This is a genomic window from Candidatus Arsenophonus nilaparvatae, assembly GCF_045346035.1.
Taxonomy (GTDB): domain Bacteria; phylum Pseudomonadota; class Gammaproteobacteria; order Enterobacterales; family Enterobacteriaceae; genus Arsenophonus; species Arsenophonus nilaparvatae.
On the sequence record NZ_CP158507.1, the window covers coordinates 688,587 to 711,021 of the forward strand.

The following is a 22,435-nucleotide window of genomic DNA, read 5'->3' on the forward strand; positions in this document are numbered from 1 at the left end:
CTTCAGCGCTGTGTAATTAAACGCAAAATTAAATTCATTATTCTGGTAAAAAAAGCGGTCCTACGATCGTTGTAGGTAATTTATATTTTGCCGGATAATCGACAGCAACTAAATAGAGCCCCTCTGCTTTTGCAGTCGCCGCCGCTTTTGTTCTATCTTTCAATGCTAAAAGCTCTGCTACCCAACTAATATCCTGATCACCACACCCTACTGCCAGCAAACTACCAACAATATTGCGTACCATATGATGAACAAAGGCATTAGCTTTAATATCAACCACAATATAGTCACCATAACGGTTGACATGAACATGCTTTATATTACGCCAAGGTGATTTAGATTGACACTGAATAGCCCTAAATGAAGTAAAATCCTGCTCCCCAACCAATGCCTGAGCGGCAAGATGCATTTTTTCCGCATCTAAAGGGACATGGTAATGCGTTACGCCTGCGGCTAATATCGCAGGTCTAAGTCGATGATTGAAAATAATATAACGATATCGACGCGCGGTGGCAGAAAAACGAGCATGAAAATCTGGCTCAACAATTTTGCACCACTGTACTGCAATGTCGGATGGTAAGTAACTATTAACCCCCATCGTCCAGGCAGAATCTTTACGTATGACAGATGTTTCAAAATGGATAACCTGACCAGTCGCATGCACACCTGCATCAGTGCGCCCGGCGCAATAAACGTGGATAGATTCATTGGCAACTTTTGTTAGCGCGAACTCCAAACAAGCTTGAATACTTTTTACCTGTTGTTGACGCTGCCAGCCATAATAATGGCTACCATCATACTCAATGCCTAACGCAATTTTAGCCATCGACAAAGGGGGTTGCTTCTCCAACATTAATAATATTGCTCCTGCACTAATCGCTCCGCAGTTTCTATTAACATTCGAGCACCACCAAACCGGGTATTATCGGCAACCGACCAAAACTGTAATATCTCAGGTGCACCATAATCATTACGCATACAACCAATACTTAATCGATCACTACCTGAAGCATCGGTTACTTGAGTTGGAAAATCATCCTCGCAAACTAGCTCAATATCATCAAATTGAGCAATTTCTTGCCAGGCTTCTTGTACAGTCATTGGACGTAATGTTTCCACATGAACCACTTGTGCATTGCCATAAAAAACCGGTGCTTGTAAGCAACTGACAATAATAGATAACCCATCATTTTGTAAAATTTTACGCACTTGATCAACTAAACTGCGCTCCTGTGGTGCAGAGCCTTCATCATCACTTAATAATGGTAATAGATTAAATGCTAGCTGCTTAATAAAACGTTCATTATCAACGGGTAAACCGTTTAATAATCGGGCACTTTGACCCGCCAATTCATCCACTGCACTTTTGCCATGCACCGAAACTGAAAACAGATTGGTTAAAATTAAACGATGAATGCCGGCAACATTAATTAGCGGTTTAACGGCGACTAACAATTGACTGACATAGCTATCAGCAACGGCAATAATATTACGGTTACGATAATTAGCCAATAGATGGGGATTAACACTCGGTACCACTAATGGAATATCTGGCTCCAGCGCAAATAAACCACTACTATCAATGACAATACAACCATCTTGCGCTGCTTGCTCTGCATAACGAGCGGATGCTTCCTTACCAGCAACAAAAAAAGCTAATTGCACCTGTGTCCAGTCAAATAATTGAGCATCAATAACCGTATATTGCTTGCCATTAAAACGAATGCTTTCTCCCGCACTATTTTCACTGGCCAATAGAAATAACTCACCAACAGGAAACTGACGTTCTTGTAATAAACTCAATACGGCTTCTCCGACCGCACCAGTAGCACCTAATAGTGCAATATTCCAACCTTCTGTCATGTTGGTTTTCTCCAATTTCATTAGCATGCTTAATCAAATTAATTTGGTATTGAAGCCTAGCATTTTTAGTGCATTCGCAACATCAACATCATTACAACTCACTCTAAGCGATGACCATTCACGGCGTTCTGGATAATATTTACGCAGATGATCAAACTGACCAGCAAGATGGGCAATTTTTCTTAATGGCGCATCATCACGACGGACATCATAAACTAAATGCACTAAACGTTTTAAACTTGCCTGCGTTAACTCACCGCTAAAAGTAATTTCATTAAACTCTGCACTAGGTAATAAATCAGCTAGTTTAATTTGCTGTTCTTGACCTAAAAACTGGCTAAATGCGGTAAAAATCTGGCTAGTACCGCGTGCTTTACCTTCCAGAGAATAGCCAGCAATATGTGGCGTGCCAATTCTAGCTTTAGCTAACAAAGGTAGGGAAATAGAGGGTTCATGTTGCCAAACATCTAATATAACGTCGATTTTTTTACCATTTTCTAAGGCTGTTAACAATGCCTGATTATCAACAACTGATCCGCGGCTAGTATTTAGTAAAATACGTCCTGCCGGCATAGCTGCAAGCAACTCTTCATTTAATAAATGATAAGATGAATAACGGCCAGATTTATTTAACGGGGTATGAAAAGTTAAAATATCCGCCTGACTAACTAATTTTTCCAGTGGCCAAAATTGCTCACTATTATCGGCAGCGTCTGCACGAGGTGGATCACAAAGTAACGTATTCACTCCCCAAGCCTTTAAACGCGCATTAAGACGACTGCCAACATTACCAACCCCAACAATGCCGACCGTTTTTTCTCGTAAATCAAAGCAATCACGTTCAGCCAGTACCAATAAAGCGGAAAAAACATACTCTACCACCGCTGTCGCATTACAACCCGGAGCGGCAGAAAAAGCGATGCCCGCTTGCGCTAACCATTGCCTATCAACATGATCAAATCCGGCCGTTGCAGTACCAACAAATTTTACCTTACTCTCTTTAAGTAATGCTTCATTGACTTGAGTAACAGAACGCACCATTAAAGCATCCGCTGTTGCTAGCTCTGATGATGAGATTGAACGCCCAGAAACTGCCTTGACTTCACCCATTGTTTGAAACAATTGTGTTGCGTAAGGCATATTTTCATCAACCAATATTTTCACTTATTTAATGCCCAATTATATTTATCAAAATTAACCCATCGTTTTTTACTATTCGATAAGGTAACAAATTGCTATTTTGCCATGTTAATGAAATAAATCCTAACAACCGGTTTAGTCACCGTCACTTTTTTGTCGAAAACGTTCTGGTGTTGTGCCTGAAATCTGCTGAAACATGGTAATAAAAGCCGAGGAGGAACTATAACCGACATCAAAAGCCACCTGATGGACACTATTACCTTGTTCTAATTTCATTATGGCATGTAAAAAACGTAATCGCTGGCGCCATTCACTAAATGACATCCCCAGTTCCTGCTGACAACGGCGTGACAAGGTACGTTCTGAGGTATATACCCGCTTGGCCCATATAGCTAAAGCAGTATTATCGGCTGGATTTTGCTGTAATTGCGCTAAAATAGGTGCTAAAAATTTATCCTTACTGGCAGGTAAATAGGTTTTTTGAATAGGTGAACGTTTTAATTGATCAATCAAAACATTGGCTAAGCGCATATCTTCTACGGTGTTAGGTTGGCTTATCTGACGTGCATAAAAATCTAATAATATGGTATGAAAAATAGCTGTTTGACGAATAATACACGGTTTTTTACACAGAACATGACTAAGTGTCTGAGAAATATCTAATATATTAAACTTAACACTTTTTTTGTTGTAAGTGGCATGTTCAACACCGCTTGGGATCCAGATACAAAATTCCGGCGGAGCAATATAATGTTGAGCAGCAACTTGCATCTCTATAATGCCTTTAACCACATAAATTAATTGGCCAAAGTTATGGCGATGTAATTTACACTCAGTATCACCTAACAATTCATTATTACGAAAAACTATGGATTCTGGCTCAATAATATTTGGTTCAAGTATATATTTGATTTTTTCCATTACAGTAATATTGGCAGAAAGAACGGATCGTTTGTCTTATTATAAATATATGCAATAAATCAGACAATGCTAAAATAGCAAAATTATTACCAAATGATAGATATGACTAAATAATGAAAAATTTTCTTTTTCCCCTTTTTGCAGTTTTATTATGGTCAATTAATGCAGTCGTAAGTAAAGCGGCTGCAAATGTTATTGACCCTGCGGCTATTTCCTTTTATCGCTGGTTATTGGCGTTTTTATTACTTACCCCTTTTATGATCAAAGGGATAGTTAAAAATCGCGCAGTAGTGATGCAATATGGCTGGAAACTTTTTATTTTAGGGGCCCTTGGCATGGTGCTCTACCAAAGTTTGGCTTATTATGCTGCACACACGGTCAGCGCAACCTTTATGGGAGTATTAAATTCGGTTATTCCTTTGTTAACGGTGATACTCAGTATTTTTGTGCTACGCACTATTCCTACTATTGGTATTGTAATCGGTACCCTCTTATCCTTAATTGGGCTTATCTGGCTTATCAGTCAAGGTGAGCCAATGATATTTTTTATGCAGGGAATAAATAGCGGGCAATTACTCATGTTTATCGCTGCTCTCTCTTATTCTCTATATGGTGTATTAACCAAGCATTGGGCAATCCCATTACCCAATTGGCAATCACTTTATATCCAAATTAGCTTTGCGGTGATCCTACTATTGCCTAATTTTTTACTGGCTAAAACAGTAGAAATTACCGCAGCAAATATTAATTTGATCTTGTTTGCCGGCATTGCCGCCTCGCTGATTGCACCTTACTTATGGATCCAGGGTGTATTTCGACTTGGCGCTAATACAACTTCAATATTTATGAATCTGGCACCGGTATTTACTGCCATTATCGCTGTCCTATTTTTAAATGAAAAAATGCACAGCTACCATTTAATTGGTGGTGGTGTAGTGCTACTCGGTGTTATTTTAGCGCAGCAATTACGTACGCCACTGACACAGCTTTTTAACCATCTCCGTTATAATACTAATAAAAAAGAACAATAACTTATTAAATCAATTAATTATATCAAAAACAATAAAAAACCTACTGATAGATTATCAGTAGGTTGTTGTTTTTCTTGTTAAAATAATTATGAATGGTATTTACTCATTACCAACGACGCATTAGTTCCACCAAAACCAAAGCTATTTGACATTACAGTATTTAATTTCTTATCCGTGGGTTGCGTAATAATATTCATTGCTTGCGCTTTTTCATCCAAATTATCAATATTGATGCTTGGAGCAATAAATCCATGCTCTAACATTAGCAAACTATAAATAGCTTCATGTACCCCAGCCGCGCCCAGAGAATGGCCAGTCATTGCTTTAGTCGCTGAAATCGCTGGCGTATTAGTACCAAACACTTCAGTAATTGCTTCTAGCTCTTTTGTATCGCCAACTGGCGTTGAAGTTCCATGAGTATTGATATAATCAACCTGTTCGACATCTGCCAATGCCATTTTCATACACCGTACCGCACCCTCACCTGACGGAGCAACCATATCATAACCGTCTGAAGTCGCTCCACAACCAACAATTTCAGCGTAAATATGTGCACCACGTGCCAAAGCATGCTCTAACTCTTCCACCACAACGATACCGCCGCCACCAGCGATCACAAAACCATCCCGATCCTGATCATAGGTACGAGAAGCTTTTTCTGGGGTTGCATTATATTTGGTAGATAATGCTCCCATTGCATCAAATTCACAGGTTAATTCCCAGCTTAATTCTTCACCTCCACCAGCAAAAACAACATCCTGTTTACCTAATTGGATCAATTCAACTGCATGGCCAATACAGTGGGCTGAGGTTGAGCAAGCGGAGCTAATAGAATAATTAACGCCCTTAATTTTAAACGGTGTGGCTAAACAAGCTGAAACACCAGAAGCCATTGCTTTAGTCACCATATAGGGACCAACACCACGTAATCCTTTGGCACGCATACCATCAGAACCAGCCACTTGATTACGGGGTGAACCGCCACCAGAACCAGCAACTAAACCGGTACGAATATTTGAGATCTGCTCTTCTGTCAGCTTAGCGTCCTGAATTGCCTCTTCCATCGCCAAGTAGGCATAAATAGAGCAATCACTCATAAAACGAAGAATTTTTCGGTCAATCTTTTGTTTAATATCATCTTCCGTCAGCTGAATATTACCCCAGACATGGCTGCGTAAACCCATTTCTTTAAATTCTTCTGAAAACCTGATGCCAGAACGACCCGCTTTCAGGGAAGCCAGTACCTCTTGCTGGTTGTTACCTATGCTGGAGACAATGCCCAGACCAGTGATGACTGCACGCTTCATTGCTTATATTACCTCATAGTCGAAATTCATTTACTGGGAGCTTAGCCTGTTACTTTAGCTTACACTTGTAAGCTGAACAAGTCCGATCAGGTAAAATTTTGTAGAAAATATTATCTTGGCTAACTTTTATATTTTGCGATAGCTAGCGCACTCAGATTAAATTCGTTAAAATTGACTGATTATTTAAAATATTGTAGATAATTTTGTGAATACAAATGAGATCAGCCAAGCTAAATTAAGCTGGAACGAGCAAGATATCCCTATCTCTGAACACTTTGGTGATGTCTATTATTCTAATCAAAATGGTTTAGAAGAATCGCGTTATGTGTTCTTAGCCGGTAATCAGTTACCGAATCGCTTTTTTTCTCACTCAGCAAAACAATATGTTATTGCAGAGACTGGTTTTGGTACTGGGCTAAACTTTATGGCAGTCTGTCAGTTATTTATTCAGTTTCGCCAACAAGCGCCTAACAACCAGTTACAACTTTTACACTATATCAGTTTTGAAAAATATCCTTTGTCCATTACTGATTTGCTAAGAGTTCATCAATGTTGGCCTGAACTCGCGACTTTTTCTAAACAAATTTGTCGACAATGGCCTCAGTCGTTACCAGGTTGTCATAGAATAGTTATGGAAAATGGGGCAATCATTCTCGATCTCTGGTTTGGTGATATAAATATACAATTACCTCAATTAAAATCTAATTTTTTCAATAAAATAGATAGTTGGTTTTTAGACGGTTTTGCTCCAGCTAAAAATCCTCAAATGTGGAGTGAACAACTGTTCACTACAATGGCAAATTGGGGACGTGATGGTTGTACTTTTGCTACCTTTACTTCTGCCGGTATCGTTCGCCGTGGATTGGAAAAAGCCGGTTTTCAAGTAAAAAAAATCAAGGGTTTTGGCCGTAAACGTGAAATGCTAACTGGTCAATTACTAGCAAATCAGCAATCTGATCCACAACCCTGGTTCGCTCGACAAGCCGCATCAACAACCGAGGATATTGCCATTATTGGCGGTGGTATTGCCAGTATGATGACTGCTCTTGCTTTATTACGTAGAGGCAGTCAGGTAACTTTATATTGCCAAGATCCCAGTGTGGCACAAAATGCTTCCGGCAATCGTCAAGGCGCACTTTATCCATTATTAACTGGTCACCACGATGGTTTAGAACGCTTTTTTATTACCGCCTTTACTTTTGCTAAACGCTATTACATCCAACTTCAACAGTTAGGCATCACATTTGCTCACGATTGGAACGGTTTAGTACAATTAGCTTATGACGTAAAAAGCCGACAAAAAATCGATCAAATATTAACAAAAAATTGGCCAGCTGATTTTGCACACCATGAAACTCGACAAACATTACAAACCATTTGTGGTGTTGATGTTAACCATGATGGCATTTACTATCCAGCTGCTGGCTGGTTATGTCCAGCTGAGCTGACATCCAATAGTTGGCAATATGGGCAACAACAAGGTTTAATCAGTCATTTTAATCATCGTCTTATTCAACTTGAAAATAGTGCCGCTGGCTGGAAGTTGCTATTTAAACAAGGAGATATGCAACGACAAATAACCCATAAAACCGTCATTATCGCTAATGGTCATCAACTGCCTTTATTTTCTCAAACGGAAAAATTACCCGTTAGTGCTGTTCGCGGACAAGTGAGCCATATTCCGACCACACCGATACTCAACCAACTGCAAACAACACTCTGTTATGCCGGATATATAACACCCACTCATCATCAATATCATTGCTTAGGCGCTAGCTATAAACGTCATCAACTCACGCTAAAATATTCCAAATTGGAGCAACAAGAAAACTATGCTCGCTTATTAACTTGCTTGCCTGATGTTGAATGGACAAAAGAAATTGATATCAGCCAAAATGCATCACGCCAAAGCATCCGCTGTGTTACACGTGATCATCTACCGATGGTGGGTAATGTACCAGATGTTAATCAACTTATTCTTCAATATGCACAGCTAGATAAACAGCTCAGTGAGCAACAGCATATTTTGCAAGCCCCAATTCATGACAATCTATTTGTTATTGGCGCATTAGGTGCAAGAGGGTTATGTAGTGCGCCAATTTGCGCAGAGCTACTTTGCAGTCAAATTTTTGCTGAACCATTGCCTTTTGACGATGATATATTGGCAAATCTCAATCCTAACCGTTTTTGGATCAGAAAATTATTACAAGGCCGGGCGGTTAAACTGGATAATTAGCTTTCTAGCAAAAAATTTAATCTCCATTAAAGGATGTACTGCATTGCACAACGTGAGGATGCAGTAAATCCATAAGCTACCTCTTTTTTTAAAATAGCTTGTAGTGACAGAGTTAACTTTTCAGCCGAAATAATTGTGAAGCCCAATTTCTGATAATAAACACCATTCCAAGCAACATCACGAAAAGTGGTTAAAGTAACATGATCACAGTTTAGTTGTTTTGCTTGCATAATAACTTTTTGCAGTAAAGCCTTACCAATTCCTTTTCTCTGCCATCGGCTATCAACAGATAATTCCCAAATATGCAAAGCTTGATCCATTACTTCAACCTCAATGAAACCAACAAGCTGCTGCTCAACTGCTACCCAACAATCACCATCAACAATAAATTCTAAATGTTGGTTAACGGATTTGCCTTGTGCATCAGCAACCCAAGCAAGCGCTGGAATTTGACGGAATATGGCTGCTGCGGAACGTTCAATATTGACTAACTTTTCTGCTTCATCGGGTACTGCCAACCTTACCAACATCGTTACCCCATTTTAAAAAAGTGCAACAATACGTTGTTTTAATTTATTTGCTTTTTTGCTTATCGAGCGGCATTTTCTAACAACATCCGCCAAGTATTTAATATCAATCGTTGATCAGGGGGACTTAATTCACCCGCCTTAATTGCTTTGTCAATACTCGCTTCGACACGCTCTGAAAGCGCTTCAATATTATTTTTATTTTCAGTTTCTAATTCAGCAATGGCTAATGTCAAATGTCCACGTAAATAACCGCCAGCAAAAAGTTCATCTTGATTAGCATCATCAACATTATTATCAATTTGCGTTAAAATACGTGTTTCTAATTCCGCAAGCATGGTTTCGTTCCTTTATACTAACTAAATTTTTTACAGCTCTTCGGGGCAAATGAAATTTTGCTTCACCAAGGGAGGCATATTATAAAACAACTGTAGAGCTTGAATAAATATCTCAGCTCTGGCTGGAATGCCATTTGTAAGGTAGTTCAGCACCTGCCGATAGACTTTGCGCTGAAAAGCATGCCGGTCTGGCTCAAAATTAGCGGCCAAATTATCGCAACTAACATTAAAGGGAAAGTCTGACGCCACACAAAACATCCATTCAAGTGCTTGCGGTTTGACTTCAACATTCTCAAAAGCGCTTTGTGTTTGCTCATTTCGCCCATCTGGATAATACCAATAACCAAAATCAATTTGTTGACGTCTAGTTTCTCCGGCAATACACCAGTGGGAAATTTCGTGTAAAGCACTAGCATAAAAGCCGCGAGCAAAAATAATCCGATGATACGGTATCTTATCATCTGCAGGTAGATAGATAGGTTCATCATCTCCTTTAATTAAACGTGTGCAATACTCTTTCTCAAAACAAATACTAAAAATGTTAATTAGATGATTATAATTATGTTCTTTCATTAATATTTATATCGTACGATTAAAAGCTAATTCACCACATTGAGCCCGATGACGTAAAAAATGATCAATAAGCACGATTGCCATCATCGCTTCTGCTATCGGTACCGCTCGGATACCAACACAGGGATCATGACGTCCTTTTGTAACCACTTCGACCTCATGACCTTGCCGATTAATCGTTCTACCCGGTATGCTAATACTCGAAGTTGGCTTTAAGGCTAAATGGGCAATAATCGGTTGACTACTACTTATGCCACCTAAGATGCCACCGGCATGATTACTGACAAATCCATCACGGGTTATTTCATCCCGATTTTCACTCCCTTTTAATGTAACCACCTTAAAACCAGCACCAATTTCAACCCCTTTAACTGCATTAATACTCATCATTGCATGGGCAATATCCGCATCCAATCGATCAAAAACAGGTTCACCTAATCCAGCCGGGACATGTTCAGCAATGACGGTTATTTTAGCACCAATAGAATTACCTTCTTTTTTCAATGAGCGTAATAAAGCGTCCATTGCCTCCAATTTTGTTGCATCAGGACAAAAGAAAGGATTCTGTTCAACCAAATCCCAATCCTTCAGTTCACAACAAATATCTCCCATTTGACTTAAATAAGCCCGAACGGTTATACCTAGTTTTTGTTGCAAATATTTTTTTGCGATCGCGCCGGCAGCAACACGCATCGCCGTTTCACGTGCTGAAGATCGCCCACCACCACGATAGTCACGTAAACCATATTTTTGTTGATAGGTATAATCTGCATGCCCAGGACGAAAAATATCTTTGATCTCACTATAATCCTGCGACCGTTGATCCTGATTTTCAATCAACAAACCAATGGGTGTTCCTGTCGTTATGCCATTAAAAACACCGGATAAAATTTTAACCTGATCAAGTTCACGCCGCTGAGTTGTATAACGAGAAGTACCAGGCCGACGACGATCTAAGTCGGTTTGCAGATCTTTTTCTGATAATGCCATTCCAGGCGGAACGCCATCAACAATGCAGCCTAACGCCAAACCATGCGATTCACCAAAAGTGCTAACACGAAAAAGCTGCCCAATCGAATTTCCTGCCATCCCCTTTGTTTCCTCTTTTTATCATTCATTATAATAATTAATTAATAAATTATTTTATTGTACGAAAAAATGTAATTACCCATTAATCGATAAATAATTTAAATTTCTCTTGATTTTCAATAAGTTGTTTCTGCGTTAGCATGAATACACCATCGCCTCCCTGTTCGAACTTCAACCAAGTAAAAGAAATATCCGGATATTGCTCAATAAGGTGTAACATACTATTACCAACTTCACAAATAAGCACCCCATTGTCCGTTAGGAAACGTGAAGCATTAGCTAGAATTCTTCTGACAAGTTTTAAACCATCAGAGCCTGCTGCAAGGGCTAATTTAGGCTCTACCAGATATTCAGCTGGTAAATCAGACATATCTTCAGCATCCACATAAGGTGGATTAGTAACCATTAAATCATATTTAATCATAGGCATATTCAAAAACAAGTCTGAACGAATAGGTACTATCCGTTCAGAGAACCCATGAGCGGCAATATTTTGTTCAGCTACCGCCAATGCATCAGCAGAAATATCAACCGCATCAATTTGCGCTTGCGGAAATTGATAGGCACAAGCAATAGCAATACATCCACTACCCGTGCACATATCTAAAATAGTTACAGGTTCATAATCAATGATACCGGCAAAATGCTTATTAATCAGTTCTCCTATAGGAGAACGTGGGATCAAAACGCGTTCATCAACATAAAATTCATGTCCGCAAAACCAGGCTTTATTGGTTAAATAAGCAACAGGGATATGTTCATTAACACGGCGTAACACCCGTTCAACGATACGATGACGTTCACTTAAAGTCAGACGAGAAACCCATAATTGTTGAGGGATATCTAAGGGCAAAAAAAGTGATGGCAAAACAAGTTGTAAAGCTTCATCCCAATAATTATCTGTTCCATGACCGTAATAAATATTTGCTGCATTAAACCGACTAATTACCCAACGCAACATATCTTGGATGGTATGTAATTCCGCAACCGCTTCATCAACAAAAATCTTGTCCAAAACGCCTCCTAGCCAATACAAAGTTCATATATTTAATCCCGATAGTCTGCCACGAACTACTTAATAAATCAGCTTATTGTTAAGGAATTTTATAGCAATCTCATTAATTGATATTAGAATACTAACAATAGCTTATAAAGCTTGCTGCTTATAAGGAAGGTAATAGCAGGAAAATTAAGATAAACTTAACAGAATAATTGACTAACTGATTGATAGAATCACAATGAAAAATAAGTTCAAATTGAGTGCTGAGGAAATTAAACTATTTAAAGAGGCGACTACAGGGACTAAACCTTTATTACATGACATTGTTAGTCATCCACCACTAAGACATCATCAAATAAAATCACAACTTGTGACAAAACGTTTGCTCCAAGAACAAGTCAATGCTAGTTATTACTTTTCAGATGAGTATCAACCGGCGCTAGAAGCGGATGGACCGATTCGATATTTACGACCCGATATTAATCCCTATGAATTAAAAAAGTTACGTCGGAATGATTATATTCCCGAACTATTTCTCGATTTACATGGCTTATCCCAACGACAAGCTAAACAAGAAATTGGAGCTCTAATCGCTGCTTGCTATAGAGATAATATCCATTGTGCCTGTATTATGCATGGCCATGGAAAACACATTTTAAAACAACAGATTCCTCTTTGGCTTGCTCAACACCCTAATATCACTGCTTTTCATCAAGCCCCCAAAGCTTGGGGTGGTAGCGCCTCGTTGCTTATCTTGGTCGAAACTGATGAAACTCAGCGCAGATAATACGTAAAATAAAACTAGAAATGTGCCGCTAGTTTATTAACACTATGCAATATTTGAGAAGGTCCCCGTTGCCATCTATATTCACCGTGCCGCATTTCCGTATTTATCTCTACATAAGCAATCGCAGAAGTTGCAAACATAGGAGGGATTTCTTGTGGGCATAAGGCTGATACCAAATAACCGACTAATGGCAAATGAGAAATAATCAATGCTGTTCTTACACCTCCTTCGGCAAGTAATTGCAAATAATTAGCAATAGATTGCGGATCACCATCAGGAATAAGTTCAGCTAAGACTTCTTGTTCGCCTGAATAGGGCAATAATGGCTGCATTGCCTGATAAGTTTGTACTGCTCTTACATATGGACTGGTAAACACTCGGTCGAACACTGGATTCTGTTGTGCTAGCCAATTGGCCATTAATTTAGATTCTTCAATTCCTTTAAGAGTAAGTTCTCTTGCTTCATCATTTATTGTATTCATCGTTGCGTCACCATGACGCATAATAAAAACTTGCATAATCCACCATTTGAGTAAAATATTTTCACCTAACCCCCTACATAGGAGCCCTCTCATTACTCGCTAATGTTGTTGTCGGAAAATATGCAGGGCAAGGCAACCCGAGATTCTGCACTAAAATCACAAAAAAAGGAACCGCTTTATTTTCATAAAAAACGAAAAAAAAGTTTATTTTATATCAAGTTAAATAGAAATCACGCCTAAGACCATGATATTAGTAAGGTTTAAGATGCTACTAATAATAATCAACTATTGATGGAATTTTTTATTTGATTTAACCATTTGCATTAGCCTTTCGCAAGGAACAAAATTGTTACCATATTTCTGTGCTAGTCGATGCATTATGTCAACAATATTTGATATACCTTGTTGATCCATATATCTAAATGGTCCACCAGTAAAAGGAGGAAAACCAATTCCAAACACTGCACCAATCTCACCATCATTTACATGCCGAATAACACCTTCGTCAAGACAACGAGTAGCTTCGTTCAGCATCAGCATAATACAGCGCTGAACAATTTCCTGCTCAGATAAAATTGCTTTGGGTTGAATATTAAGTAACTCATAAATGGTTGTGTCGACTTGACGCTGTTTTTTACTCCACGGCCAAATAATCTTATTTTTCTTATAAAGATAAAAACCTCTGCCATTTTTACGCCCCTTTCTATCATCTTCCAATATAATATTAAGTTCTGAAGGGACAGAAAATCGTTCACCAAACTGTTCAACAAGCACTGGCATAATTTTAGTGCCTACATCAATTCCGACTTCGTCTAACAAGTTCAATGGACCAATTGGAAAACCAAATTTAACTAAAGCATTATCTATATGCTCAATTGATTCACCAGCTAACAGACAACGTGTCGCTTCAGCAATATAGGGTGCTAGTATCCGATTAACATAAAAACCTGCACTGTCACCAACAATAATTGCAGTTTTACCCTGTTTTTTTGCCAATGTCACAGCAGTAGCAATTGTCTGATCACTCGTTTTACTATGAGGGATCACTTCAACCAATGGCATTTTATCGACTGGACTAAAGTAATGAAGTCCAATTATACGTTCTGGGTATTTTGTAAACTCTGCAATTTTATGGATAGGTAACGAAGATGTATTAGAAGCAAAAACGACTTCATTTAATGTCATTGCCTCCACTTCCTGTACCATTTTACGCTTTAATGCTAAATCTTCAAAAACTGCTTCTACGATAATTTGCGTTTTTTCAAGCCCTTTATAGTCTAATGTGCCTGAAATTAGCATCATCTGTTGAGCGCGCTCTTGTACAGATATGCGTTTACGTTTAACTTGCTCCGTTAAGCGCTGCCAACTGAATTTTAATGCCTGATTAAGTCCTCCATTATTAATGTCCTTCACTCGAACAGGTAATTTACCTCGAGCCGCTGTCACATAGGCAATCCCGCCTCCCATGAGGCCTCCACCTAACACACCTACCTGATGAATTGTAGCAGATTTTCCAAAACTACCCATTTCACTTTTTAGTTACCGTCTTGAAAGTCAACCTTAAAAACTAAAAATAACCCATGAATTTAATTCTATAATTTTAGGTTAATTCCGCTTCCTCGCCCGTTCGCTTGCTCTCGGACTCCGGTGAGCGGATAGAGTTAGCTTAGAGGAGGTTTTGTCGCTTAAAGCCAAAACTGGGTTTGCGTTATCATCCGTAAATTGATTTTAAGCCACCTAGGAAGCCCGTAGCACCATTTTCTCTATCTAAGACATCCAAAGTGCCACCTAAAATCTAAGATGGCTCAAACTCGATTTTATGAATTCAAAGTTGGGCTTGAGTAGTTTTGGTCATAAGCTAGACCCGTTTTCAATACTCCATAGCACAGGTGAACTAATTTCCTCATTGCTGCACCTAGAGCTGACATTTTTGACTTACCTCTTGTTAATAGACGATCATACAATGACTTAATATGTCGGTTATGGCGTATTGCTGTTAGAGCTGATAAATATAATTTAGCGCGAATTTCAGATGGTCCTATTTTAGATAGATGGGCACGCCCGTTAACAGAGGTACCTGATCGGCGTTCTACAGGCACTAATCCTAAATAAGCAGCCGCCTGCTCAGCACTATTAAAATCATGACCGCGTAATACCATCAGCATATGACTTCCTACTTGAGTCCCAATTGATTTGATTGATGTCAGTAACTCCATGTCTTTTTTCAACTCAGGATGGTTATTGATATGCTTGGAAATCTCAGATTCAATAGCCAATAACTCTTTTTCTAATACTTTTATGCACTTAACAAGTGATTGCCTAACAACTTTTGGCGTAGGCGTTGTTAAGGTCTTTTCCTGACGGTTTTGTTCACGTAATAAATCAGCTAAAAGCGCTTCTCGACGTTTGATTAATGATTTCAATGCTCGAATTTCTAGTGATGGAGCTATCCATGCTGAAGGCTTTTTTAGCTCCCCATAACAAGCTAAAACGAAGGCATCCACTCTATCTGTTTTAGTTAAAATACCCATGCCTTTTGCAAACTCTCTTATACGATAAGGATTTACGATGGAAACATGAATACCCATATCATAAAGTTCGGTGCAGAGTTGTTCGTGATAAGTTCCTGTAGATTCAAGAGTAATTCTTACATCTTCGAGTAAGCATTTTTGTGTTTTCAGCCACTCTATCAATGTGTTAGCTGAATGTTGATCATTTTTAATGACTTTGTTTTTTTGTTTTCCCTCAATACCCTTAGCTAACAGGCAGATATCTAGCTTTTTTTTACTGACATCTATTCCGATTTGATACATGAGAATACTCCTTTCACATAATAAACCATCATGCCTATTCCCCTTGTACATACAGAGTCAATGCTCTCGGTAACCGTTCAATCTAAATGCTGGCATGAAAGGAGAAACAGAGGGCTTTAACTAAAAAACAAGGTTGTCCCATTGGCGGAGTCACAAGCTCACTCTGTTTCATGTGATGGTAGCTAATCATCACAAATAACAAGATACAAGCGCAGTCGAGCCAAAAAAAAGACCTCGTAAAGCGGTAGATTCTGGTGTCATTGCCAGCTCTCCAAAGGCTTTTGCCTCTGCCTCAAGTCCGGCTTGCACACCTTTTTCATAGCCAATAGCAACCACTGAAATCGCTTTTTCTAGCGCAGGGTAATGACCTTTACTTTTTGAATTTGTTTTATTTTTAATTATCGCGAATAAGATATTTCTGATAATGGGTAATTCTGATAAACGCGGCATGAGAGGCAAGCATGTTTTGTTTTTTCTCCCTTTATCAATCCAGTTAATTGCCGTTTGCAATAAAATTTCTGCTGGAACAATATCGTCGACTAAACCCAATTTTAGTGATTGCTTTGGCCTTAATTGACGACCAGTCAGAATCAAATCTAATCCATTAACTAAACCGATTAAACGAGGTAAACGTTGTGTTCCTCCAGAACCTGGTATTAAGCCTAATTGTACCTCTGGTAAACCAAGACGCGTTTTATCTGACAGAGTACAAATTCTTACATGACAGGCAAGCGCTAACTCTAATCCGCCGCCTAAACATACCCCATCAATTGCAGCGACAATAGGTAATGGATAATTTTCAAGCAAGTTAAATAATTTTTGGCCTGTCATGGCAAGCCTTGTTGCTTCTTCTTTTGTTTTACAATTGGAAATCATACTAATATCAGCACCAGCAAGAAAACAGCCTGGTTTATTTGAAATAATAATAATCCCTTTCAAACCCACGATTGCTTGTGCTTGCTGTAATATCATATAAAATTGATCAACAAATTCAGCTTTTAATGTATTAACTTTTTCACCGGCAACATCAATCGAAATAACACCGATATTGTTTTGTTTGACGGAAAAATGAAACACAGGATAGCTAGTAATTGCAGGTAAGTTTTTTTCTTCATTTTTATTGGTCATAACTACTCAACCTCCAAAATCATTGCTGCACCTAAACCGCCTGCTGCACAAGCGGTCGTAAGCGCCAAACCACCGCCACGACGATGTAACTCATTAAGCGTCTGGGTCACCATACGAGCACCTGTAGCAGCAAATGGATGGCCATAAGCAATAGACCCGCCCAATACATTAAATTTTTCCATATTAATTTCACCAATCGCTTCAGATTGCCCTAATTTTTCTTGAGCAAATTTTTTGCTCGCAAACATTTTCATATTGGCTAATACTTGAGCAGAAAAAGCTTCATGCATATCAATTAAGGTAAGATCTTTTAAACTTAATCCCGCGTACTTAAGAGCTAATGGTGTTGCATAAGAAGGGCCTAATAACATGTCCTGCCAAACATCAATAGCCGAAAAAGCATAACTACGAATATAACCTAATGGAGTTATACCTAATGCTTTCGCATTTGATTCAAACATCAACATTACTGCCGCTGCACCATCAGTCATTGGCGTGCTGTTCGCGGCGGTAACAGTACCATGTTGGCGATCAAAAGCCGGTTTTAACTTTGCATAAGAAGCAAGTGTTGAGTCTTTTCGAACATTATTGTCTTCCGATAATGACTCCAGGAACGGCGGTATATGAGCTGTCATTACTTCTTTCTGTAATACGCCGCTATCCCAAGCCTGGGCGGCTAGGATATGAGAACGATGAGCAAAAGCGTCTTGTTCTTCACGACTAATATGATAAGTTTTTGCCATCTGTTCGGCAGTATCTCCCATTCTTAAACCCGTAGAATATTCGGTTACTGCTGGTGAAACTGGCAAAAAGTCACGAAAACTTAATGAGCTTAAGAGCCTCAAACGTTGGCCAATTGATTTTGCTCTATTGAGGTCAACTAGAGTGCTTGCCATTTTTTTAGTTACACCAATAGGTAAAACTGATGATGAATCCGCTCCACCAGCAATACCGACCTTAATAGTGCCCGCCTTCATACTTTCTACAATATTGGTAATAGCCTGAAAACTAGTAGCACATGCTCTAGAAATACTATAAGCATCTATTGAAACAGGTAGTCCAGTGCCTAAAACAATTTCTCTAGCAATATTCGGCGCTTCAGGCATCTGAACTACTTGACCAAAAACCACTTGATCAATAAGTTGAGAATCAATACCACTGCGAATAACTAATTCACGTACTACCATTTTGCCTAGATCGACAGCAGGTATATTATGATAAGCCGTTGCCTGTTTAGCAAAAGGAAGGCGTAACCCAGTAACAATTGCGATACGATCAGTATTCTTAACGTTGTAGTTCATAGCAGATCTCGCTTCCCTTTTTATAAAAAATGAAAAATGAAACTATAGTTAATCATTCCCAATACTTCACAGAGGTCTGATCTGATAATCAATTGTTATTCAAATGTAGTGAAAGAAAAATAATAAAAATTAAAAACTGAGAGGCGGCACACAAGATATGAATATTTATTTGTCACACAAGTCAAAATATTGAGAACAACTCAACGACCCAATGCCTACAAAACCTCTGTAGGCATTGTTAAATTCAATTAACGCAAATTTAATTGAAAAATTAGCGTTTCAGCTTCACAACAAAAGGTAAAACTCGCTAGTAATTTAACACCCTCAACAATAGGCTGAATCTGATGTTCAATCACACAAGGCTCCGATTCAACTGACCGCGCTTTTTCTATTAGCTGTGTTAACATTTTTTCAGCCTCTTGTTGATTTAAAAAATTTTTTTCAAAAGAAGCGGCACAATTTTGATTATCTATCACTGTACCCACATCAACACAACAGCAAGCAGCAGTTTCTTCCGCATGACAACGATTCTTAGCATCCGACATAATTTTTTCCAACAATAAACATTAACAAAATATAATCATAACGCTAATTAACAAAAAAATACCAGCTGCTATCTGATAATCTATAAAATATCAAGTAGTTATTTGATCTAATATCCCTATTGTTACTCTATTCCTATCACTTCGCATAATTAATGCACCAATTTTATGTTAAATAAATCACATTTTTACAAACAAATAACATATCCGCAGTAAACATGCTTGTAATAAAACCGGTATTCAATTCTATACTCAGTCAACTGGTCTGATTTGCCATATTGGCATGGAGCAATACAATTCGGGCCTTTCTATTACGACTATCAATGTCGTTCTTATCATAAATATAATTTAAGGGGTTTTGGTTATGAACCAGAAAAACCTGTTCAAACATACAATCTTGGCAATGGCTGTAAGTTTTATTTCGACAAATGCCAGTGCTGCTGGCTTTCAACTAAACGAATATTCCACTTCTGCATTGGGTCGTGCTTTTTCAGGGGAAGGTGCGATTGGCGATAATGCTAGTGTTGGTAGTCGCAATCCAGCAGCGATGATGTTATTCAATAATCCAGTGCTTTCTCTTGGTGCAATTTATATTAATCCTGACGTTGATATAAAAGGAAAATCACCTATCACTGGTAATAGTACCAGTTCAAACAATATCGCGCCTCATGCCTGGATACCCAATGCCCATTTTATTTTTCCAGTAAATGAAAAATGGGCTGTTGGCACTTCAATTACTACTAATTACGGTTTAGCCACTGAATTCAATCATAACTATAATGCTGGGCCTATTGGTGGGAAAACCGATCTCACTACCCTGAACTTAAATTTAAGCGGCGCTTATCGCCTTAATGAGCATTTCAGTGCAGGTTTAGGCTTTAATGCAGTCTATGCCGATGCAAAAATTACCCGTCATATCGGGGAATTGGGCCCAATATTGGGGGGGCTACCTAAATCAACCACTATTGCCAAACTTAAGGGTAGTGATTGGGGATATGGCTGGAATGCCGGTATCCTGTATGAATTAGATGAGAATAATCGTTACAGCTTTACCTATCGTTCAGAAGTTAAAATAAAGTTTAATGGCGACTATAGTAATGAGCTTCCTCCATCAATGCCTGGTGGTTTAGGCGGCAATAGCGTTAACGGCAAACTGGATCTGAATCTGCCCGAAATTTGGGAAATCTCCGGCTATAATAAAGTTGCCCCTAAATGGGCAGTTCATTATAGTTTAGCCTATACCAGTTGGAGCCAGTTTAAAGAACTGAAAGCCACCGCAAAAGATGATGGACGCGTTTTATTTAATAAACATGAAGGTTTTAGAGATGTGTTCCGTATTGCTTTAGGCACCACTTACTATCATGATGATCATTGGACATTTCGTACCGGCATTGCCTTTGATGATAGCCCAGTACCCGCTAAAAATCGCTCGATCTCAATTCCCGATCAAGATCGCTTTTGGATCAGTGCCGGTACAACTTATGCCTTTAACGAAAATGCCTCAGTTGACGTAGGCATTTCCTACATGCACGGACAACATGTAAAAATCAAAGAAGAAATGCCGTCAATAGGTATGCCCCTACCGGCGTATGAATTTAAATCAAGTGGTAGCGCTTGGTTAGCAGGTGTTAACTTTAACTACAAATTCTAATTTTTTCTTAAAAATACAAAAGGATAGCAATAGCTATCCTTGCTAAAATCGATCAGTAAGAAATATTTAGTGATGATAATTTTAAATCCAAATATCCCCACTGATGCCACCATTCACTAATTAAACAATTTATCGTAAATGATAATTAGCAAACAATTATATTATTAATTGATTTTTTAATTTATAAAGATTTAAGTTAACGTGACTATAAAAATCAATAAATTATCTCACCGTTATTTTTTACTCATTAACATTTAAACTAAAATGTACCAGTCTATTACTAATCAATAGAATCCAAATCTTCTTCAATCACAGCAGCGTTAGGATTAATAGTCGGCTTCAACACCCCTCCCTGCGCCTTAAAATCTTTATTCTGAAAATATGCCTCTCTGACCATTAAATATGGATCAGAAGAGTTTTGTAGTATTCCATCAGAGTCTAAAAAAAGTGCCCGTTTTTCGATTCCCTCTAATACCCATTTTCCGGCTGACATCCAAAAAGTAAGGTAATTTAACATCGGGTAAGTCTTGTCAGCCCAGTCTCCTCCATCTTCTCGTAGGGTAAAACTACCATAACCTGGCAATACCACATATGGACCGTAACCAACCTGATAATATCCCAAAGTACTACCAAAACGATTAGATTCTTGTTTAGCAAGTTTAGGATTAGCCATTGAAGCAATATCGATCAATCCCGCCATACCAAAAACACTATTTAGGAAAAAACGATTAAAATGCTTCATTCCTTGATAAATATCACCGCGTAGAAAATTATTCACCATACTTGCAGGCTCTTCCAGGTTAGCAAAAAAATTGACTAAACCATTACGTGCAGGCATAGGAACATAATCACGCCAAGCAACGGCAACTGGACGCACCACATAACGATCGAGAACATGATAATTAAAATCAAACATTGTTCGATTAAAACTCTCTAGCGGATCAGAGCGCTGTTGATTATCGGTCGGTGTACTAGAACAGCTTGTAATCAACCCTACTGCAAAAAATACGCCACATAATCGATATGTTTTAAATCTTGTTTTTCTATTCAACAAAACACCCTCACATAGATTGTCCATTCATAATTATATATCCTCATTCATTTAATCTTACTTACTTTTTGATTTAATGATAAGAATTTAATCACTATTTATCTAAGCATATAATGTGCAAGCGATTATTTTAAATAGGGGGATAGTTTAAAAAACAAATAAATAACACTAAGTTATAGCCCAAAAATATAAAAAAAAACAAACAATAATAATTATTCTCAAATGATAAACGCATCATAATGTAAAATGGATAAACAAATTTAATAACAATATTTATTAAATAATTCACTAAATGATAATTTATAAAATAATAATTTAACGATTTACTCTAATATAGCGCAACATAGAATCAAACCTATTTAAACACAAATCCAGCCATCAGCAATAAAATTAAACTAATTGTATTCAACAAGTTGATTTTAATAGGGATTTAATAGTAAAATAAATAGTATATCAAGGCAATTTAGACTGAAACAATTCTATGTCCTCTTAGTTAAATGGATATAACAAGCCCCTCCTAAGGGCTAATTGTAGGTTCGATTCCTGCAGGGGACGCCATTAACAAATTGATAGCAATTTATTTTAATTAGCAAAAAGTTATTTACCTTCTCTTATACTTCTTACCGTTTATTGCAATCTCTACTCTGCGTATATT

The 22,435-nt window shown here is 38.2% G+C and carries 19 protein-coding genes, 1 tRNA gene and 2 pseudogenes; 5 read left to right on the top strand and 17 right to left on the bottom strand.

Annotated elements, in window-relative coordinates:
* Positions 1–37 precede the first annotated feature (37 nt).
* The 4 genes from truA to WH390_RS03375 all read right to left on the bottom strand — a co-directional run bounded on the left by truA (position 38) and on the right by WH390_RS03375 (position 3,924).
* On the bottom strand, positions 38–853 hold the full coding sequence (truA, locus tag WH390_RS03360) for a tRNA pseudouridine(38-40) synthase TruA (RefSeq protein ID WP_032114697.1): 816 nt from the start codon (positions 851–853) through the stop codon (positions 38–40).
* Positions 853–1,863, bottom strand: coding sequence for an aspartate-semialdehyde dehydrogenase (locus WH390_RS03365; RefSeq protein ID WP_032114698.1), 1,011 nt, complete (start codon positions 1,861–1,863; stop codon positions 853–855). The genes truA and WH390_RS03365 overlap by 1 nt, the downstream gene beginning before the upstream one ends.
* Positions 1,864–1,896: 33 nt before the next feature.
* Entirely contained in the window at positions 1,897–3,027 is a 1,131-nt protein-coding gene (gene pdxB / locus WH390_RS03370; protein ID WP_032114699.1) for a 4-phosphoerythronate dehydrogenase PdxB, read from the bottom strand.
* A 111-nt stretch (positions 3,028–3,138) separates the two neighbouring features.
* A complete protein-coding gene (locus WH390_RS03375) occupies positions 3,139–3,924 on the bottom strand; it encodes a helix-turn-helix transcriptional regulator (RefSeq protein WP_310511429.1) in 786 nt (261 codons plus the stop codon).
* A gap of 113 nt (positions 3,925–4,037) precedes the next feature.
* Between WH390_RS03375 and WH390_RS03380 the strand changes: the two genes are divergently transcribed.
* Positions 4,038–4,955 (top strand): DMT family transporter, encoded by a 918-nt coding sequence (locus WH390_RS03380; RefSeq protein WP_032114701.1) that lies wholly within the window; start codon positions 4,038–4,040, stop codon positions 4,953–4,955.
* A gap of 86 nt (positions 4,956–5,041) precedes the next feature.
* Here WH390_RS03380 and fabB read toward each other — a convergent pair whose 3' ends face one another.
* A complete protein-coding gene (gene fabB, locus WH390_RS03385; RefSeq protein ID WP_032114702.1) occupies positions 5,042–6,262 on the bottom strand; it encodes a beta-ketoacyl-ACP synthase I in 1,221 nt (406 codons plus the stop codon).
* Between the two features lie 205 nt (positions 6,263–6,467).
* Between fabB and mnmC the strand changes: the two genes are divergently transcribed.
* The gene (mnmC, locus tag WH390_RS03390) at positions 6,468–8,498 is read left to right on the top strand and encodes a bifunctional tRNA (5-methylaminomethyl-2-thiouridine)(34)-methyltransferase MnmD/FAD-dependent 5-carboxymethylaminomethyl-2-thiouridine(34) oxidoreductase MnmC (RefSeq protein WP_032114703.1); all 2,031 of its coding nucleotides are present in this window, start codon (positions 6,468–6,470) and stop codon (positions 8,496–8,498) included.
* A 26-nt stretch (positions 8,499–8,524) separates the two neighbouring features.
* Here the strand turns inward: mnmC and WH390_RS03395 are convergent, their stop codons facing one another.
* The 5 genes from WH390_RS03395 to prmB form a co-directional block, all read right to left on the bottom strand.
* Complete coding sequence (locus WH390_RS03395; RefSeq protein ID WP_032114704.1) at positions 8,525–9,028, bottom strand: GNAT family N-acetyltransferase; 504 nt, start codon at positions 9,026–9,028, stop codon at positions 8,525–8,527.
* Between the two features lie 59 nt (positions 9,029–9,087).
* Positions 9,088–9,363, bottom strand: coding sequence for a YfcL family protein (locus WH390_RS03400; RefSeq protein WP_032114705.1), 276 nt, complete (start codon positions 9,361–9,363; stop codon positions 9,088–9,090).
* A gap of 30 nt (positions 9,364–9,393) precedes the next feature.
* The gene (locus WH390_RS03405) at positions 9,394–9,936 is read right to left on the bottom strand and encodes an elongation factor P hydroxylase (protein WP_032114706.1); all 543 of its coding nucleotides are present in this window, start codon (positions 9,934–9,936) and stop codon (positions 9,394–9,396) included.
* Between the two features lie 6 nt (positions 9,937–9,942).
* The gene (gene aroC, locus WH390_RS03410) at positions 9,943–11,025 is read right to left on the bottom strand and encodes a chorismate synthase (RefSeq protein WP_032114707.1); all 1,083 of its coding nucleotides are present in this window, start codon (positions 11,023–11,025) and stop codon (positions 9,943–9,945) included.
* 82 nt (positions 11,026–11,107) lie between these two features.
* Entirely contained in the window at positions 11,108–12,040 is a 933-nt protein-coding gene (gene prmB / locus WH390_RS03415; RefSeq protein WP_032114708.1) for a 50S ribosomal protein L3 N(5)-glutamine methyltransferase, read from the bottom strand.
* A 223-nt stretch (positions 12,041–12,263) separates the two neighbouring features.
* Between prmB and smrB the strand changes: the two genes are divergently transcribed.
* Complete coding sequence (gene smrB / locus WH390_RS03420; protein WP_032114709.1) at positions 12,264–12,812, top strand: endonuclease SmrB; 549 nt, start codon at positions 12,264–12,266, stop codon at positions 12,810–12,812.
* A gap of 14 nt (positions 12,813–12,826) precedes the next feature.
* Here the strand turns inward: smrB and sixA are convergent, their stop codons facing one another.
* The 6 genes and pseudogenes from sixA to WH390_RS03450 all read right to left on the bottom strand — a co-directional run bounded on the left by sixA (position 12,827) and on the right by WH390_RS03450 (position 19,081).
* Positions 12,827–13,330 (bottom strand): phosphohistidine phosphatase SixA, encoded by a 504-nt coding sequence (gene sixA / locus WH390_RS03425; protein ID WP_032114710.1) that lies wholly within the window; start codon positions 13,328–13,330, stop codon positions 12,827–12,829.
* Positions 13,331–13,579: 249 nt separating this feature from the next.
* Positions 13,580–14,833 (bottom strand): annotated as a pseudogene (locus WH390_RS03430) (3-hydroxyacyl-CoA dehydrogenase NAD-binding domain-containing protein); the annotation flags it as partial.
* A gap of 278 nt (positions 14,834–15,111) precedes the next feature.
* Entirely contained in the window at positions 15,112–16,107 is a 996-nt protein-coding gene (locus WH390_RS03435; protein WP_032114711.1) for an IS110 family transposase, read from the bottom strand.
* A gap of 207 nt (positions 16,108–16,314) precedes the next feature.
* Positions 16,315–17,235 (bottom strand): annotated as a pseudogene (locus tag WH390_RS03440) (enoyl-CoA hydratase-related protein); the annotation flags it as partial.
* Positions 17,236–17,237: 2 nt separating this feature from the next.
* Complete coding sequence (gene fadI, locus WH390_RS03445) at positions 17,238–18,536, bottom strand: acetyl-CoA C-acyltransferase FadI (protein ID WP_032114712.1); 1,299 nt, start codon at positions 18,534–18,536, stop codon at positions 17,238–17,240.
* Positions 18,537–18,784: 248 nt separating this feature from the next.
* Complete coding sequence (locus WH390_RS03450) at positions 18,785–19,081, bottom strand: YfcZ/YiiS family protein (RefSeq protein ID WP_032114713.1); 297 nt, start codon at positions 19,079–19,081, stop codon at positions 18,785–18,787.
* Between the two features lie 361 nt (positions 19,082–19,442).
* Here WH390_RS03450 and fadL point away from each other — a divergent pair, with 361 nt between their 5' ends.
* A complete protein-coding gene (gene fadL / locus WH390_RS03455) occupies positions 19,443–20,729 on the top strand; it encodes a long-chain fatty acid transporter FadL (protein WP_032114714.1) in 1,287 nt (428 codons plus the stop codon).
* 280 nt (positions 20,730–21,009) lie between these two features.
* Here the strand turns inward: fadL and mlaA are convergent, their stop codons facing one another.
* Positions 21,010–21,780 carry a phospholipid-binding lipoprotein MlaA gene (mlaA, locus tag WH390_RS03460; RefSeq protein ID WP_032114818.1) on the bottom strand — a complete coding sequence of 257 codons (771 nt, stop codon included), beginning with the start codon at positions 21,778–21,780 and terminating at the stop codon, positions 21,010–21,012.
* 483 nt (positions 21,781–22,263) lie between these two features.
* Between mlaA and WH390_RS03465 the strand changes: the two genes are divergently transcribed.
* Positions 22,264–22,338: transfer RNA gene (locus tag WH390_RS03465), tRNA-Arg, on the top strand.
* The last annotated feature ends 97 nt before the right edge of the window (positions 22,339–22,435 follow it).